13 protein-coding genes are annotated in these 16,026 nt (G+C 72.3%); 8 read left to right on the top strand and 5 right to left on the bottom strand.

Annotation, left to right across the window (positions count from 1 at the left end):
* Positions 1-163 precede the first annotated feature (163 nt).
* Positions 164-394, top strand: a complete 231-nt coding sequence (locus C7S10_RS21990) for a hypothetical protein (RefSeq protein ID WP_133176391.1) — start codon at positions 164-166, stop codon at positions 392-394.
* Between the two features lie 22 nt (positions 395-416).
* On the opposite strand, the gene C7S10_RS00450 is transcribed toward C7S10_RS21990, so the two are convergent.
* A complete protein-coding gene (locus tag C7S10_RS00450) occupies positions 417-1,232 on the bottom strand; it encodes an IclR family transcriptional regulator domain-containing protein (protein WP_108342454.1) in 816 nt (271 codons plus the stop codon).
* Between the two features lie 161 nt (positions 1,233-1,393).
* Between C7S10_RS00450 and C7S10_RS00445 the strand changes: the two genes are divergently transcribed.
* From C7S10_RS00445 to C7S10_RS00425, 5 genes are all read left to right on the top strand, one after another.
* On the top strand, positions 1,394-1,966 hold the full coding sequence (locus C7S10_RS00445; RefSeq protein ID WP_108342453.1) for a flavin reductase family protein: 573 nt from the start codon (positions 1,394-1,396) through the stop codon (positions 1,964-1,966).
* A gap of 50 nt (positions 1,967-2,016) precedes the next feature.
* The gene (locus tag C7S10_RS00440) at positions 2,017-3,600 is read left to right on the top strand and encodes a 4-hydroxyphenylacetate 3-hydroxylase family protein (RefSeq protein WP_108342452.1); all 1,584 of its coding nucleotides are present in this window, start codon (positions 2,017-2,019) and stop codon (positions 3,598-3,600) included.
* An 11-nt stretch (positions 3,601-3,611) separates the two neighbouring features.
* On the top strand, positions 3,612-4,466 hold the full coding sequence (catA, locus tag C7S10_RS00435; protein WP_108342451.1) for a catechol 1,2-dioxygenase: 855 nt from the start codon (positions 3,612-3,614) through the stop codon (positions 4,464-4,466).
* Positions 4,467-4,542: 76 nt separating this feature from the next.
* On the top strand, positions 4,543-5,157 hold the full coding sequence (locus C7S10_RS00430; RefSeq protein WP_108342450.1) for a hypothetical protein: 615 nt from the start codon (positions 4,543-4,545) through the stop codon (positions 5,155-5,157).
* Between the two features lie 55 nt (positions 5,158-5,212).
* Complete coding sequence (locus C7S10_RS00425) at positions 5,213-6,109, top strand: LysR family transcriptional regulator (protein ID WP_108342449.1); 897 nt, start codon at positions 5,213-5,215, stop codon at positions 6,107-6,109.
* A 1-nt stretch (position 6,110) separates the two neighbouring features.
* On the opposite strand, the gene C7S10_RS00420 is transcribed toward C7S10_RS00425, so the two are convergent.
* Positions 6,111-7,985, bottom strand: a complete 1,875-nt coding sequence (locus C7S10_RS00420; RefSeq protein WP_108342448.1) for a YhgE/Pip family protein — start codon at positions 7,983-7,985, stop codon at positions 6,111-6,113.
* Between the two features lie 47 nt (positions 7,986-8,032).
* Here C7S10_RS00420 and C7S10_RS00415 point away from each other — a divergent pair, with 47 nt between their 5' ends.
* Positions 8,033-8,359: a putative quinol monooxygenase gene (locus C7S10_RS00415; protein WP_108342447.1), complete on the top strand. Its 327-nt coding sequence runs from the start codon at positions 8,033-8,035 to the stop codon at positions 8,357-8,359.
* A 10-nt stretch (positions 8,360-8,369) separates the two neighbouring features.
* Here the strand turns inward: C7S10_RS00415 and C7S10_RS00410 are convergent, their stop codons facing one another.
* From C7S10_RS00410 to C7S10_RS00400, 3 genes are all read right to left on the bottom strand, one after another.
* Complete coding sequence (locus tag C7S10_RS00410) at positions 8,370-10,463, bottom strand: DUF4185 domain-containing protein (protein WP_108342446.1); 2,094 nt, start codon at positions 10,461-10,463, stop codon at positions 8,370-8,372.
* A 139-nt stretch (positions 10,464-10,602) separates the two neighbouring features.
* Positions 10,603-13,155, bottom strand: a complete 2,553-nt coding sequence (locus tag C7S10_RS00405) for a polynucleotide kinase-phosphatase (RefSeq protein WP_108342445.1) — start codon at positions 13,153-13,155, stop codon at positions 10,603-10,605.
* A complete protein-coding gene (locus C7S10_RS00400; RefSeq protein ID WP_243395128.1) occupies positions 13,152-14,549 on the bottom strand; it encodes a 3' terminal RNA ribose 2'-O-methyltransferase Hen1 in 1,398 nt (465 codons plus the stop codon). The genes C7S10_RS00405 and C7S10_RS00400 overlap by 4 nt, the downstream gene beginning before the upstream one ends.
* Positions 14,550-14,655: 106 nt before the next feature.
* On the opposite strand from C7S10_RS00400, the gene C7S10_RS00395 reads away from it, so the two are divergent.
* Complete coding sequence (locus C7S10_RS00395) at positions 14,656-16,023, top strand: ferredoxin reductase family protein (protein ID WP_108342443.1); 1,368 nt, start codon at positions 14,656-14,658, stop codon at positions 16,021-16,023.
* Positions 16,024-16,026: the final 3 nt, after the last annotated feature.

Below are 16,026 nucleotides of genomic sequence, written 5' to 3'. Positions count from 1 at the left end.
GAAGTATCCATTTTGCCATGATCGAGACGTGCAGAATCTGAATGGTACGGACACGCCTGACGGATCAGTCGGACCCGATTCGGTCTTGGACACGAGCGTCCGGGCGTGACCATCCTCGTCATCAGCCTGCGACCAGCGCGGGCCGGGAGGCAGTGGAGGAACCATGTGTGAAGCACTGAGCGAGGCCGTACGACAGTCCGCGATCAGCAGGCGGGGGATGTTCAGCGCCGGCTCGGCCCTGGCGGCCGCGGGCCTGGTGGCCGGGTCAGCGGGGCCGGCGGCCACGAGGCCGACGCCGAGCGGCTCGACGGGGCGTCGCACCGAGCTCGTGCTGCTCGGCACGGCGGGTGGCCCGGTCTGGTGGCCCGGCTCCGAGCGGGAGGGGATCGGGTGAGGGCCACGGAACGACAGGCGCCCTAGAAGAAGCCGTCGCGCGCCCCGGGAGCGAGGGTACGACGACCCGTGGTGACCACCGCCAGGTCGCGCTGGATCGAGGCGGCCACGTCGAGCAGGTGCGGGACCACGTCGTCGAGCACGTGCTGGACGTCGGTGCGCCCGCGTGAGGTCGAGTAGGCCAGGGCCGCCACGACGTCGCCGGCGGGGTTGCGAACCGGAGCCGCGGCGGAGAGGAACCCCGGCTCGAGCTCGCCGTCGACCAGGGCGAAGCCCTGCTGCCGGACCTCGTGCAGGGCGTCGCGGAAAGCCACCGGGTCGGTCACGGTGGTCGGGGTCAGCGCCGGCAGGCCGTCCTCGATCACCTGCTCGATCACGGACGCGTCCGCCCACGCCACGAGCACGCGACCCATCGACGTGGCGTGCACTGGCACGCGGCTGCCGATGTCGACGTTGAGGCTCATCACCCGACGCACGTGCACGCGGGCGACGTACACGACACCGGTCCCGTCGAGCTGCGACAGCGAGGCGGACTCGTGCGTCAGCTCGGCCAGCCTGAGCAGATGGGGTTGTGCCACCTCGGAGATGGCGTGGCTCGCGGCGTAGTGCTGGCCGATCGTGAGCACGCGGGGGGTCAGTGACCAGCGCGAACCCGACGCGTTCACGTAGCCGAGCTTCTGAAGGGTCAGCAGGATTCGTCGCACCGCTGGGCGTGAGAGGCCCGTCTTCGTGGCGACCTCGGCCAGTGACGGCGCGGGGAGGTCGGCGTCGAAGGCCAGGAGCACCGCGAAGCCCCGTTCGATGCTGGCGATCACGTCGCGCTCGGATCCCTCGGCCATGTCATCCCCCGTGTCTCGGATCGCGCTGAGCTGCCTGGATCAGTCGATAGCGGATGCGTACCAATGCGTATGGTCCGGCCCGTTGACTTTGCCTGTGACCACGGCCACAGTCGATGTACGCAATCCGTACAAGTAGTACGCACAGCGTACAGGAGGTCGACATGAATCCGCGAGAGCTGCGAGACGCATTCGGTCAGTTCGCCACCGGCGTCACCGTGGTCACCTGCACCAACGCCGAGGGCCAACCTCATGGCGCCACCGTGAACGCCTTCACGGCCGTCTCGCTCGACCCGCCGCTCGCGCAGGTCACGCTCGGTCGCACCTCCAAGGCGTGCGACTTCCTCAAGGGCAAGCCGTTCGCCATCAACGTGCTGGCGGCCGACCAGCTCGACGTCGCCTGGCACTTCGCCGGTCGCCCGGCCGACGAGGCCCCGGCCTGGCTCGACGGGCCCACCGCCCCCGTGCTCGAGGGGACGGCGACGACGATCTCGTGCCGTCCGTGGCGGACCTACGACGGCGGCGACCACCTCATCGTCATAGGCGAGGTCGAGCAGGTCGTGGTCCCCGGCCGCGATCCGCTGCTCTTCCACGGTGGCGCCTTCCGCCACCTCAGCCCGCTGGAGACGGGCATCCACTGGGACGGCTCGATCGACAACCCGGACCACGGCTGGTTCGACGCGACCGCCACCTTCACCCCACTGGCGCAGTCGGCAGCCCTGTCGACGAGCGCCTGATCACCGCCATCACCGCACCTCAACCCGCACCACCACCGAAGGGAAAACTGATGACCGCCTTGCAGGAACGAAAGCTCAGCGTCGTCGAGGACGGACCCAACGACGTCCGACCGATGACGGGCGACGAGTACATCGAGTCGATCCGCGACGACCGCGAGATCTGGATCTACGGCGAGCGCGTCAAGGACGTCACCGAGCACCCGGCGTTCCGCAACCCGGTGCGGATGACCGCCCGGCTGTACGACGCCCTGCACGAGGACGCCGTCAAGGGGACCGGCGTCCTGGCCGTCCCGACCGACACCGGCAACGGCGGCTACACGCACCCGTTCTTCCGTGCACCGCACAGCTCGGACGACCTGGTGCAGGACAAGAACGCGATCGAGGCCTGGGCCCGCCAGAGTTGGGGCTGGATGGGTCGCAGCCCCGACTACAAGGCCAGCTTCCTCGGCACCCTCGGCGGCAACAGCGAGTTCTACCAGCCGTTCGAGGAGAACGCGAAGCGGTGGTACAAGGACAGCCAGGAGCGCGTGCTCTATTGGAACCACGCGATCATCAACCCGCCGGTCGACCGCAACCTGCCGCCGGACGAGGCGGGCGAGGTGTTCATGCGCGTGGAGAAGGAGACCGATGCCGGTCTGGTCGTCTCGGGCGCGAAGGTCGTCGCGACCGGCTCGGCGATCACCAACTACAACTTCATCGCGCACTACGGCCTCCCGATCAAGAAGAAGGAGTACGCCATCGTCTGCACCGTGCCGATGGATGCTCCCGGCGTGAAGCTGATCTGCCGTCCGTCGTACACGATGGCCGCCGATGTCATGGGTAGCCCGTTCGACTACCCGCTCTCGAGCCGGATGGACGAGAACGACACGATCTTCGTCTTCGACAAGGTGCTCGTGCCGTGGGAGAACGTCTTCGCGTACGGCGACCCGGAGAAGATCAACGGCTTTTTCCCGCAATCCGGGTTCATCCCACGCTTCACCTTCCACGGCTGCATCCGCCTGTCGGTGAAGCTCGACTTCATCGCTGGCCTGTTGCTCAAGGCCCTCGAGGCCACCGGCAGCAAGGACTTCCGTGGCGTGCAGACCCGCGTCGGTGAGGTCATCGGCTACCGCAACACCTTCCGTGCGCTCGCCGACGCGATGGCCCTGAACCCGGACGAAGGCCCCAACGGGACCGTGCTGCCGAAGCTGGACTACGGGCTGGTCTACCGCCAGCTGATGATCGAGGCCTACCCGCGGGTCAAGGAGATCATCATGCAGGACGTCGCGTCCGGCCTGATCTACCTCAACTCCGGATCGGTCGACTTCAAGACCCCCGAGATCCGGCCCTACCTCGACAAGTACGTCCGCGGCTCCAACGGGTACGACGCCGTCGACCGGGTCAAGGTGATGAAGGCTCTGTGGGACGCCGTGGGCTCCGAGTTCGGCGGCCGCCACGAGCTCTACGAGCGCAACTACTCCGGCAACCACGAGAACGTCAAGGCCGAGATCCTCTTCGCCGCCGAGGCCCAGGGAGAGACCGCCGCCATGAAGGGCTTCGCCGAATCGATGATGGCGGAGTACGACCTCGACGGCTGGACCGTGCCCGACCTGATCAACCCGACCGACGTCAGCCAGATCCTCAACCGGAAGTGAAGCAACCACCGATGACTACCATCCAGGACTCACCCACCGCGGCCGGCTCGGGCGCCAACGCGAGCCAGGTCTTCAAGGACACCGCCTCCACCCGCGACGTCGCGGACACCCCGCCCGAGCGCGTCGCCGCCATCGTGACCTCGATCCTCCAGGGCGTCCACGGAGCGATCGCCGAGCACGACGTCACCTACCCGGAGTTCCAGGCCGCCAAGGCGTGGCTGATGAGCGTCGGCGAGGGCGGTGAGTGGCCGCTGTTCATGGACGTGTTCGTCGAGCACGCCGTGGAGGAGCAGGTCGCGAAGTCGCAGACCGGCACCAAGGGCTCGATCCTCGGCCCCTACTTCCTCCCCGACCAGACCCGGCTGTCGTCCACCTGCTCGCTGCCGCGCCGCGCCGACGAGCAGGGCACCCCGCTCGTCCTCGAGGGCCAGGTTCGCGACACCGACGGCACCCCGCTGGCCGGCTCCGAGGTCGACATCTGGCACGCCGACTCGGACGGCTACTACTCCGGATTCGCCCCGCACGTGCCCGACGGCAACCTGCGCGGCGTCGTGGTGACCGACGAGGAGGGGCGGTTCGCGATCGACACGATCCAGCCCGCGCCGTACCAGATCCCGCACGACGGCCCGACCGGTCAGATGATCGAGGCGGCCGGCTGGCACCCGTGGCGCCCCGCGCACCTGCACATCCAGGTGCGCGCCGAGGGGCACCGCACCATCACCACGCAGCTCTACTTCGCCGGCGGGGACTACCTCGACTCCGACGTCGCCGAGGCCACCAAGCCCGAGCTGGTCCTCGACCCGCAGGACGACGGCACCGGCACGCGCCGCAGCACCTACGACTTCGAGCTCGAGCCCGAGGCCTGACCCACCCGGACCACCCCGGTGGTCGGAGCAGCCCTCCGGCCACCGGGGACCCCCACGATCCTGGGACGTGACACCGATGACCATGCTGACCACGCTCGCCGCACCCCGGCACCTCACTGACTGGCCCGAGCGCGACCTCTTCGACCTCGGGACCGTCGTGACGATGGGCGTCTTCGACGGCTTCCACCGCGGCCACCAGACGCTGGTCGAGCGAGCGCGCGTGCGCGCGGCACAGCTCCGCGTCCCCTCCGTCCTCCTCACCTTCGACCCGCACCCGCTGCTGGTCACCTGCCCCGAGCGGGCGCCCCGCCAGCTCCTCACCGTCGAGGAGCGGGTCGAGACGGCCCTCGAGCTCGGCGTCGACCACGTCCTCGTCCTGCCCTTCGATCGGCGTACGGCGGCAACGCCGGCCTCGGACTTCGTCCGGCTCGGCCTGGTCGAGCGGCTGCGCGTGCGCCACGTCGTGGTCGGTGCCAACTTCCGCTTCGGGCGACGCGGCGCCGGCGACCCCGACTTCCTGGCCGAGGCAGGGGAGTGGCACGGCTTCGACGTCGACGCAGTATCGCTGGTCGAGCAGGGCGGGCAGGTGTGCTCGTCGACCGCCGTGCGCGGCCTGCTCGCCGACGGTGACACCGCGTCCGCGCGCGAGCTGCTCGGACGGTCGGCCGACCGCGTGCTGGCCGCACGCTGAGCGATACTCCACCCGGACCATTTCCCGACGATCGATATTCTGGGAGTCTTGGTCGATGGAGCTCCGCCACCTGCGCTACTTCCAGGCCGTTGCCGAGGAGAAGCACTTCGGACGGGCCGCCCACAAGCTGCACATGGCGCAGCCGCCGCTCTCCCAGCAGATCAAGCAGCTCGAGGACGAGTTGGGCGTCCGGCTCCTGCGCCGCACGACACGTCGCGTCGACCTGACCCCCGCCGGCGAGGCCTACCTCGTCCGCGTGCGCGCCATCCTCCGGGCCGTCGACACGGCCCGCGTCGAGGCCGTGCGCATCGGCAGCGGCCTCGAGGGGCGCCTGGTCGTTGGCTGCGTGGGCTCGGCCACCTACTCGCTGCTGCCCGCCCTGGCCCGCGCGCTGCGCGAGCGGATGCCGGTCGTCGACTTCGCGTTCCGCGGCGAGATGCTCAGTCCCGACCAGCTCGACGCGCTGCGCGAGGGCTCCATCGACCTGGCCCTGCTGCGACCGTTCCGCGAGCTGACCGAGGACTCCGACCTGGTCGTCACGCCGCTGCGCGACGACAAGTACGTCGTCGCGCTGCCGGAGGGCCACCGGCTCGCCTCCCGGGCGCGGGTGCGTGTCGCCGACCTGGCCGAGGAGGACCTCATCGTCCACTCCGGGCACGGGCGCTCCGCGATGCACGACGCGGTCACGGCGCTGTGCCGCGACGCCGGCTTCGAGCCGACGATCCGCCACGAGGTGGCCGAGACCTCGACGCTGGTGACCTTCGTGGCGGCCGCGCTGGGCGTGGCGATCGTGCCCGAGCCGGTCGCCTCGCTCGTGGTCGCCGGGACGGTCTACCGGCCGCTGGCCGGGCGCGCCCGCATGGAGCTGGTCGCCGCCACCCGCGCCGACGACGACTCGGTGCTGCTCGCGCGCACCCTCGCGGTGCTCAGCGCCCAGGTCGAGGACGTCTGATTCAGGCGCCCTTGGCCAGCGGCTCCGCGACCGGGTCCGGGTCGGGTGCGCCCCGGCGCGCCCCGATGAGCACCACCAGGGCCATCGCGGCCAGTCCCCACCCGACGAGAACGGCCACGTCCGCGGCGAGGCGCGTCGACGGTGCGCCGTACATCAGGAGCCGCAGGCCGTCGACCGCATAACTCATCGGCAGCGCGTGGTGGAGCGGGTGCAGGGGAGTGGGGATCGTCTGCCACGGGAACGTGCCGCCCGCAGTGACGAGCTGGAGCACCATCAGCACCAGGGCCAGGAACTGGCCCGGCAGGCCGAGGGCGACGTTGAACGCGTGCACGATCGCCACGAACACGACCGAGGTCAGCACGAGGAAGAGCCAGGTCGCCGGCAGGTCGACGGCGCTGATGCCCACCGCGAACGCCACGACCAGCACGAGCAGCGAGACCTGCACGGCTCCGACGATGGCCGCGGGCAGCCACCCGCCGAGCGCGGCCCGCCAGCCGTGGACGTCCTCCTCGTCGCGGCCGGGACTGACCGGCCGGAACACGATGAAGACGACGTAGGCGCCGATCCACGTCGCGAGGGCGAGGAAGAAGGGGGCCAGCCCGGCGCCGTACGAGTCGGCACTGGCCTGCGAGGCACTGTCGACGTCCACCGGGTTGGCGATGGTGTCGGCGACCCGTCGGCGGGAGTCGTCGGTCGAGGTGGGGATCTGCTCCGCGCCGTCGCGGAGCCCGCCCTCGAGCCGGTCGGCACCGCGCTCGAGCTTGCCGAGGCCGCGGCCGAGCCGCCCGGCACCGGCCTTCAGCTGGTCCGCGCCGTCGGCGGCCTTGCCGACGCCGGCGACGAGCTGGGGCACCGCGTCGGCGAGCTCGGCGTTGCCGTCGGCCACCTGCCTCGCCCCGTCGGCGAGCCGGTCGAGCTGCCCGGAGGCGCGCTGTGCCCGGCTGTTCGCGGTCTGGACAACGGGACGGAGCTGGTCGTACGCCGCCAGGACGGCCGACCTCTGGGGCCCGGTGAGCCCCTGCGCGGCCAGCAAGGAGACGAGCCGCTGACGGCGATCGGCGTAGTCGCGGCGTACGGCCGCCACCGCCGAGGCCACCTCGCGCCCCGTCGCGGCGACCTGCTCGTTGCCGTCGGCGACCTGCTCGGCCCCGTCGGCGAGCCGCTGCGTCCGGCCGGGGAGCGGCGCGATCTTCGTCGAGATCTGGTCGAGCCCGGACGCGAGCCGGCCTGCCCCGGTGCGCAGGTCGTCGGCCCCGTCGTGGGCGGTCCCGAGGCCGATGTGCAGCTGGTCGGCCCCGTCGGCGCCGTCGAGCAGCCCGCGCCGCACGTCGGTGAGACCGAGCAGGAACGTTGTCACGGCCTCCTCGGAGACGCGCTCGGAGATCGCGGCGCGGACCTTGGTGGTGACCGTGTTGGCGATGGTCGTGGAGAGGTAGGAGTTGGCGTCGTTGGTGACCATCTGCAGCCGCGCCTGCTCCGGGTCGGCGCCGCTGCTGCTGACCAGCGAGCGGGAGAAGTCGCGGGGGATGAGGAGCGCGAAGTCGTAGGTCCCGTCCGCGACCCCGGCGCGCGCCTGCGCGGCGTCGACCCGCTGCCAGTCGAAGGAGCCGTCGTCGCCGAGCTGGTCGGCGACCTCGCTCCCGGCCTCGATCTCCCGGCCGTCGGAGGTGGTGGCCCCGGCGTCGTTGACCACGATCGCCGCGGGCACCCGTTCGAGGCCGCCGTAGGGGTCGTGGTTGGCGTAGAGGTAGAGCCCGGCGTAGATCGTCGGGACGAGCGCGAGCGCGACGACGGTGATGCGGCCCATGCGGCTGGCGAGGTGCGTCCGCAGCTCGCGCAGACCCAGTCGGACGGCGGTCGGGGTCCGAGACGTCATGGTGAGAAGATAGTCGCGACCAGCCGTCCCCCGACGAGGAGAAGTCGTTGATCTTCATCACCGCGAAGTTCCAGATCAAGCCCGAGCACGCCGACGACTGGCCGGAGATCTCCAGGCCCTTCACCGAGGCCACCCGGGCCGAGGAGGGCTGCCTGTGGTTCGACTGGTCGCGCAGCCTCGACAACCCCAACGAGTACGTGCTGGTCGAGGCGTTCCGCGACGGCGACGCGGGCGGCGCGCACGTCGGCTCGGAGCACTTCAAGGCCGCGCAGCGCGATCTGCCGCCCCACCTCGCCGCGACGCCCAGGATCGTCAGCCAGAGCGTCGACCAGTCCGACTGGTCCGAGCTCGGCGAGATGGCCGTCTCCGACTGACCCGTCGAGCTCAGGGCAAGCGGACCCGCAGGAACGTCGGCCGGTAGCGGCTCGGGTCGGCCAGCACCTCGTCGAAGTCGGTGCGGTTGTTGCTGTAGGACACGACCACCGTGCCGGGCTTCGGCAGCAGGCCGGGGTGGGCGAGCGGCATGTAGCGAAGCACGCCGGCCTCGACCTCGGAGGGCAGGTCGGCGACCGAGACCGGAGGTCCGAACGGACCCTGCGGTGACGGCGCCGGCCAGACGACCACCTCATCGCCCAGGAACTCGTCGCGCTTCGACAGCGCGAACCAGAGACCGTCCTGCTCGAAGACCGAGAGGGTCTGCGAGGTCCCGCCGTCGGCGGCGATCAGCTCGGTCGCGTCGTCGGTGTCGCGGCTCCACCCCGACCCGTCCCAGTAGGTCCACGTCCGCGGGTCGACGATGTCCGTCAGTCGCATCCGCGCGACCCGCAGCGAGTGGCCGAAGACGAGCTCCTCGCCGGTGGTCGCCGTCCCGTAGAGATAGACCCAGCCGTCGGCCGAGGCGCTGGCGGCTCCCCACATCGGACGCGTCGGGTCGGTGCTGTCCTCGTCGAGGTCGTGCACCGCGACGAGCTGCGGCACGCCGCCGCTCGGCACCACGAACACCGCCACCGAGCTGCCCAGCGCCTCGAAGTCGAAGCCGCCGGTGCCGGTCGAGCGCACGCGTTGCGCCAGCACGGCCACGAGGTCGTAGCCGTCGTACGCCGCAGCGCCGACCGACATCGGCCAGTAGCCGACCTCGCTCGACTGAGCGGGGCTCGAGCGGTTGGGGACCACCGCTCCCCGGTCAGGCGGCAGCACCGCGCGGATGCACCGGTCGTCGAAGACCAGCATCGAGTTCCGCACCAGCTTCCCGGCACTCTCGTCCTCGCGGAGCGTGTCGCCGAACATCATCAGCACCCGGCCGTCCTGCAGCTCGACGCTGGCGCCGACGTCCCCGCCCCCGCGGACCTTGCGGGTGATGGCGTTGAGGTCGCGCACCGACCGCGCCTGCCCGACCTCGACGCACTCACTGGTCGTGGCGAGCCCGTCCGCGTCCGGTCGTACCTCGGCGCCCGCCGGCACCAGGGCAGCCGCGGCGAGCAGCACGATCGCCGCCGGCGCGGCCGCGGCTGCGGTGTGCAGGACGGGCAGCCGCTCGGATCGTCGACGCGCGCTGCGGCGTACGCCCGAGACGGCAGCCGCTGCGCCCACCGCGACCCACGCGGCCAGGACCGCCACCGCGCGCCGGTCCAGGTCGCCCGCGGCCAGCGTGGACAGGGCCGTGCGCGCCGCGTCCGCCGCGGTCCACGGGAAGAAGGTCGACCAGGGCTGGGGGAGGAGCAGGTCGTCGAGGTGTACGGCGAGGGGCGCGGCCAGGCACAGCCCCACCGCGGACGCGACCACCATGCCGGTGCGGCTGGCCGCGGCGGCGAGCGCCGACGGCAGCAACGACGCGGCCAGGGCAGCGGTGGCCAGCACGGCGGCGCGGGCGAGGAAGGGCCCTCCCGGGGCCAGCCCGGCGAGCGCGAGCCCGATCAGCGGGGACCCGGCCAGCAGGAGGGCCGCTGCGTCCCGGACCCGGTGCCCGGCGGGGTGCCGCACCTGATGGAGGACCGCGCCGGCGCCAAGGAGGAAGCCCAGCACCAGCGCGGCCAGGGCTGTGCGATCGGCGTCGACGTCGCGACCCGCCTCGGTCGGTGCGGCGATGTCGCGCACCGCGACCGTCCGGCCGAGGGTGCGTTCGGTGGCCTCGACCTGCCGCTGCGCGGCTGACGCGATGCCGTCACGCCGCCCGCCGTGGACGAGCAGCGTGTCGCGGCCGGCGGCGAGGTCCACGACCAGGGCCCCGACGAGGTCGCCCTCGCGCACGCCTCGCTCGGCGTCGACGCGGTCGAGCGGCACGAGGACGAGCTGCACGAGGTCGGGGGCGGCCCCCGTCTCGTGCTGGGCCACCAGCTCGCCGACGAGTCCGGGAGCGACGATCCCGAGCTGGGCGTCGTGCAGCTCGTCCCGGTCGGCGAGGAGGAGCGTCGCCAGGAGCGCGACCTGCACGGCCACGACCACCGCGACGACGCACGCGCGGACGGGGCGGGGGAGCACCGGCCCATTGTCGCGGTTCGCAGGTGGATACCAGATCGCGGGTTTCCCGGGGCGAGCGCGGCGGCGTTGGTAACTGGTTACCTACCGCGCGCGGAAGCCCCTGCAGATCGGGCATTCAGTATTCACCTGCCAACCGCACTCACAGGCGCGGGTCGACGCGCTCCGACTCCAGCGCCAGCACGGCGAAGACCGGCTCGTGCACGCGCCACAGCGGTTCGCCGCGGGCGAGCCGTTCCAGCGACTCCAGACCGAGGGCATACTCCCGCAGGGCCAGCGACCGCTTGTGTCCGAGGTTGCGGTCGCGCAGCCGCGCGAGGTGGGCGGGCTCGGTGTAGTCGGGGCCGTAGATGATCCGGAGGTACTCCCGACCTCGCACCTTGATCCCCGGCTGCACGAGCCCACGCTCGGCGCGAGTCAGGTTGGCCAACGGCTTCACGACCATGCCCTCACCGCCGGCCGCGGTGAGCGACTCCCACCACTCGACGCCCGCGGCGACGGAGGCCGGGTCGTGGGTGTCGACCCGGAGGCGACGTGTCTCCCGCACCAGGCCCGGAGCGGCGGCGACCAACCGGTCGGCGATCGCCAGGTGCCACAGGTGGTCACGCTCGTGGTGCGTGCGACCCTGCGTGGCCAGCACCTGGAACGGCGCGACGGCGATCCCGTCCAGCCCGTCCGTCGGCCAGCAGTAGCGTCGGTACGCCGCGGTGAACCCGTCCGCGTTGGCGGACCGTGCCCTCGTGCGCGCCAGCAGGTCGCCGACGTCGATGCCCCTGGCCACGGCGGTCTCCAGGCCGGCCGCCGCGGCGGGAAGTCCATGGCGGGCGGCGGTGCCGACAGCGGCGTACTGGTCACGCAGCAGGTCGCCGGCCTTGGCCGACCACGGCAGGATCTCCGTGTCGAGCAGCACCCAGTCGGACGTGAGCTCGTCCCAGAGCCCGGCCGCGCCGACCGCCCCGCGCAGGCCGGCCAGGAACGACTCGGTCGTGGCGCGGTCGAAGAACGAGCGTCCCGTGCGGGTCCAGGCCGCGCCGGTCTCGCCGTCGGTGGCGCCGAAGCGCTCGGCGGCGACCGCGTCGGACCGGCACACGAGCACCACGCCGCGCGACCCCATGTGCTTCTCCTCGCACACGAGGTCGTGGACGCCGACGGCCGTGAACGCGGCGAACGCCTCGTCGGGGTGCTCGAGCAGGTCGGCGCGGGTGGATGTCGCGGGCGGCGCCATCGTGGGCGGCAGGTAGGGCAGCCAGCGCGGGTGCAGGGCGAAGCGGCTCATCACCTCGAGCGCACCCGCGGCGTTCTCCTCGTTGATCGTGACGCGACCGTGGTGCGCGGTCTCGACGACGCGGCGGCCGAGGACGTCGGTCACGTCGAGCTGGTCGTCGGCCCGAGCCCTGCTGCCGTCCCCAGCTGGTGCGTGCAGCGGCTTGACCGGCTCGTACCAGACCCGCTCGGCGTCGACCTGCACGGTCTCCTTCTCGGGATAGCGCAGCGCGCTCAGCCGTCCGCCGAAGACGACGCCGGTGTCGAGGCAGAGCGTGTTGTTGACCCACTCCAGGTCGGGCGTGGGGGTGTGGCCGTAGAGCACCATCGCCCGGCCGCGGTAGTCGTTGGCCCACGGATAGCGCACGGGGAGGCCGAACTCGTCTGTCTCGCCGGTCGAGTCGCCGTACAGCGCGAACGACCGGACCCGGCCGGACGCACGACCGTGGTAGGCCTCCTTGAGCCCGGCGTGCGCGACGACGAGGCGGCCGTCGTCGAGGACGAGGTGGGCGACGAGTCCGTCGCAGAACGCGCGCACCTCCGCCCGGAACTCGGGGGTCTCGGACTCCAGCTGCGCGAGCGTCTCCTCGAGCCCGTGGCTGACCTGGACGTGGCGTCCGTCGAGGGCGCGCACCAGCTTGTTCTCGTGGTTGCCCGGAACGCACAGGGCGTGGCCGCGACCGACCATCCCCATCACCAGCCGCAGCACGCCCGGGCTGTCGGGCCCGCGGTCGACGAGGTCGCCGACGAACACCGCCCGGCGTCCGTCCGGGTGGCTCGCGTCGACCGGGCGTCCGTCGTCGTCACGCACGACCACGTAGCCGAGGCGGTCGAGCAGCGCCTCCAGCTCGGCCCGGCACCCGTGCACGTCGCCGATCACGTCGAAGGGGCCGTGCTCGTCGCGGCGGTCATTGAGCAGCTTGTCCCGCACGATGCTGGCGGCCTCGACCTCCTCGACGCTGGTGAGCACGTGCACTGCGCGGAAGCCCTCCTTGGTCAGCCCGCGCAGGGAGCGCCGCAGCTGGTCCTTCTGGCGCTTCACCACGTGCGCGCCGAAGTCGCGGTCGGCCCGCTCGGCGTTGCGGGCCAGCGACACCGACTCGGGCAGGTCGAGGACGATCGCGACCGGCAGCACGTCGTGCGCGCGAGCGAGCTCGACCAGGGCCTTGCGGGCCTGGTGCTGGACGCTGGTCGCGTCGACGACCGTCAGCCGCCCCGCCGCCAGCCGCTTGCCGGCGATGAAGTGCAGCACCTCGAACGCGTCCTTGGTCGCGGACTGGTCGTTCTCGTCACCGGCCACCAGGCCGCGGCAGACGTCGCTGGAGATCGTCTCGTACGGCGCGAAGTGCTCGCGCGCGAACGTCGACTTGCCGGACCCGGACGCGCCGACGAGCACGACGAGGCTCAGCTCGGGGATGTGGAGGTCCGTCATGCTGTCGCCCCTTCCAGTCGGGTGAACACGGCCATCTGGGTCGGCGGTCCGACCTCCGGGTCGTCCTCGCCGACGGGCAGGAACGCGGCCGTGTAGCCGGTGCGCTCGCCGACCCCGCCCGCCCACGCGGCAAATTCGGCGCGCGTCCACTCGAAGCGGTGGTCGCGGTGACGCATGGCCCCGGCGGCGAGCCCCTCGAACCGCACGTTGTGCTCGACGTTGGGCGTCGTCACGATGACGGTCCTCGGTCGCGCGTGCATGAAGACGGTGCTCTCGAGCGCGGGCAGCCGCTCGGGGTCGAGGTGCTCGACGACCTCCATCAGCACCACCGCGTCGTACCCCTCCAGTCGCTCGTCGCGGTAGGTGAGCGACGACTGGAGCAGCCGCAGCCGGGCCCGCTGGCTGTCGGGCATCCGGTCGAGGCCGAGCCGGCGCTCGGCGACCTCGAGGGCCCGGGCCGACACGTCCACGCCGAGGACCTCGGTGAACTCGGGGTGCGCGACCAGCTCGCGCAGGAGCGCGCCCTCGCCGCAGCCGAGGTCGACGACGCGCGCCGCGCCCGCCGCGCGCAGGGCGTCCAGCACCGCCTGCCTGCGCAGCGCGACGAGGGGACGTGGCCGCTCCTCGGGCGCGTCCTCGACGGGGACCTCGTCCACCTCGGACAGCCGGGCGGCCGCGGTCGTGACCAGGTCGCGCTGGTGGGCGAGGTAGCGCTGGGTGATGAGCTCGCGTGCTGGGTGCGTCGGGAGCCAGTCGCCGGCCGCGCGGACCAGCTTGTCGACCTCGTCGGTCGAGACCCAGTAGTGCTTCGCCGAGTCGAGCACGGGCAGCAGGACGTAGAGGTGGGTGAGGGCGTCGGCGAGCCGCATCGTGCCGGTGAGGCGGAGGTCGACGTAGCGCGAGTCGCCCCACGTCGGGATCGTCTCGTCGAGCGGCAGCGGGCTCGCCGTCACGGTCCAGCCGAGGGGCGCGAAGAGCTCGCGCACCAGGTCGGGCCCGCCGCTGGTGGGGACGACCGGGACGCGCACGTCCAGCGGCAGCGGCTGGTCGACCAGCTCGGGCCGGGCGTCGCAGCGCCCGCCCATCGCCGTACGGAAGACCTTGGCGAGCGCGACGGCGAGCATCGACGTGGCGGCGTACGGCCGGTCGTTGACGTACTGCCCGAGCGCGAAGGCGTCGCCGCCGTGGCGGCGGCCGCGCACCAGCGAGACCGGGTCGACCTCGAGCAGCAGCGCGACCGTGCAGCGCTCGTCGGTGGCCTCGGGGTAGAACACGTGCGCCACCCCGGCCGACACCTCGAAGCGCTGCGCCTTCTCGGGGTGCTTGTGCAGCAGGAACCCGAGGTCGGTGGCACCGGGCGCGGTCGAGGTGAGGGTCAGGTACACCGGCGACATTGTCCACGAGGGACGACGCCGCGGCCCTCGCATTTCCGCGGCGCCCACAGCACTCTCACAGGTTCCACGTAGGTCGGGCCCAGCGACGCCGCGCAGTCTGGGGTCCATGACCCCGAGCCGGGCGAGCCTCGACCTCGCCGTACGCCGCGCCGCGACCGCCCTCCTGGGCGCAGCGCTCGCGCTGGTGACCTGGTGGTGGATCGACGGCGGCGGCCTCGGCGACCTCGGCGGCTGGGCGAGCGCCCTGATGTCGATCGGGCGATGGACCGGCCTGCTCGCCTCGGTCCTGCTCCTCACGCAGGTCGTGCTGATGGCGCGGGTGCCGGTGCTGGAGCGCGCGTTCGGCCAGGACAGGTTGGCCGCGATCCACCGGCTCGTGGGCTTCTCGTCCTTCACCCTGATGCTCGCCCACGTCGTCCTGGTCACCTGGGGGTACGGCGACGGGTCGGCCCTGCGGTGGCCGGGGGAGCTGTGGGACCTCACGCTCACCTACCCGGCGATGCTGCTCGCCGACGCCGGCTTCGTCGCGCTGGTGCTGGTCGTGGTGACCAGCATCCGCGCGGCCCGGCGGCGACTGCGCTACGAGTCGTGGCACCTGCTGCACCTCTACGGCTACCTCGGAGCAGGACTGGCGCTGCCGCACCAGCTGTGGACCGGGCAGGAGCTCGTGTCGTCGACCTCCCGCACGGTCTTCTGGTGGAGCGCGTGGGGGCTCACCGCGGCCGCCGTCGTGACCTGGCGGGTCGCGAGGCCGGTGGCGCGCAACCTGCGCCACCGGCTCGTCGTCGAGGACGTCGTCGAGGAGGCACCCGGCATCGTGTCGGTGACCGTCTCCGGGCGTGGTCTCGACCGGCTGCCCGCCCGGGGCGGTCAGTGGCTGAGCTGGCGCTTCCTCGGCCGCGAGGGCTGGACCCGCGCCAACCCCTACTCGCTCTCGGCTGCCCCCGACGGCCGGCACCTGCGGATCACTGTGCAGGACAGCGGTGACGGGAGCGGCTCCACCGCGACCCTCGTCCGCGGCAGCCGGGTGCTGGTTGAAGGCCCCTACGGCCGCCTCACCGCCCGCAGCAGGCACGGCGACCGGGTCGCGCTGATCGGGGCGGGTGTCGGCTCGGCCCCGCTGCTCGCGCTGGCCGAGGAGCTCTCGGGCCTCCTGGGGGAGGGCGGCGACGTGGTCCTGCTCCACCGCGACCGGGACGCGGGTGCCTTCGTCGACGACCTGCGCCGGCTGGCGGCCCGCGGCATCCGGGTGCTGACCCTCCCCGGGCGGCGGAGGGCTGCCGGTTCGTGGCTGGGTGAGGCCCACGCAGGAGGCTTCAGCGACCTGGCCGCCCTGCGGCACTGGGTCGGCGACATCGCACAGCGCGACGTCTACGTCTGCGGACCGCAGACGTGGGCGGACCTGGTCGTGGCCGACCTGCGCCGGGCCGGGGTGCCCGGGAGCCACATCCACGCCGAGACCTTCGGATGGTGACCG

Source organism: Nocardioides currus (genome assembly GCF_003057875.1).
GTDB classification, from domain to species: Bacteria; Actinomycetota; Actinomycetes; order Propionibacteriales; family Nocardioidaceae; genus Nocardioides; species Nocardioides currus.
Note: the sequence above shows the minus strand (reverse complement) of the source record. Positions and strands in the feature narration are given on the sequence as shown.

Excerpts from the sequence above, each read along its gene's own strand:
- C7S10_RS21990 (WP_133176391.1), top strand. The coding sequence starts at position 164 with ATGTGTGAAGCACTGAGCGAGGCCGTACGACAGTCCGCGATCAGCAGG.
- C7S10_RS00450 (WP_108342454.1), bottom strand. The coding sequence starts at position 1,232 with ATGGCCGAGGGATCCGAGCGCGACGTGATCGCCAGCATCGAACGGGGC.
- C7S10_RS00445 (WP_108342453.1), top strand. The coding sequence starts at position 1,394 with ATGAATCCGCGAGAGCTGCGAGACGCATTCGGTCAGTTCGCCACCGGC.
- C7S10_RS00440 (WP_108342452.1), top strand. The coding sequence starts at position 2,017 with ATGACCGCCTTGCAGGAACGAAAGCTCAGCGTCGTCGAGGACGGACCC.
- catA (WP_108342451.1), top strand. The coding sequence starts at position 3,612 with ATGACTACCATCCAGGACTCACCCACCGCGGCCGGCTCGGGCGCCAAC.
- C7S10_RS00430 (WP_108342450.1), top strand. The coding sequence starts at position 4,543 with ATGACCATGCTGACCACGCTCGCCGCACCCCGGCACCTCACTGACTGG.
- C7S10_RS00425 (WP_108342449.1), top strand. The coding sequence starts at position 5,213 with ATGGAGCTCCGCCACCTGCGCTACTTCCAGGCCGTTGCCGAGGAGAAG.
- C7S10_RS00420 (WP_108342448.1), bottom strand. The coding sequence starts at position 7,985 with ATGACGTCTCGGACCCCGACCGCCGTCCGACTGGGTCTGCGCGAGCTG.
- C7S10_RS00405 (WP_108342445.1), bottom strand. The coding sequence starts at position 13,155 with ATGACGGACCTCCACATCCCCGAGCTGAGCCTCGTCGTGCTCGTCGGC.
- C7S10_RS00400 (WP_243395128.1), bottom strand. The coding sequence starts at position 14,549 with ATGTCGCCGGTGTACCTGACCCTCACCTCGACCGCGCCCGGTGCCACC.
- C7S10_RS00395 (WP_108342443.1), top strand. The coding sequence starts at position 14,656 with ATGACCCCGAGCCGGGCGAGCCTCGACCTCGCCGTACGCCGCGCCGCG.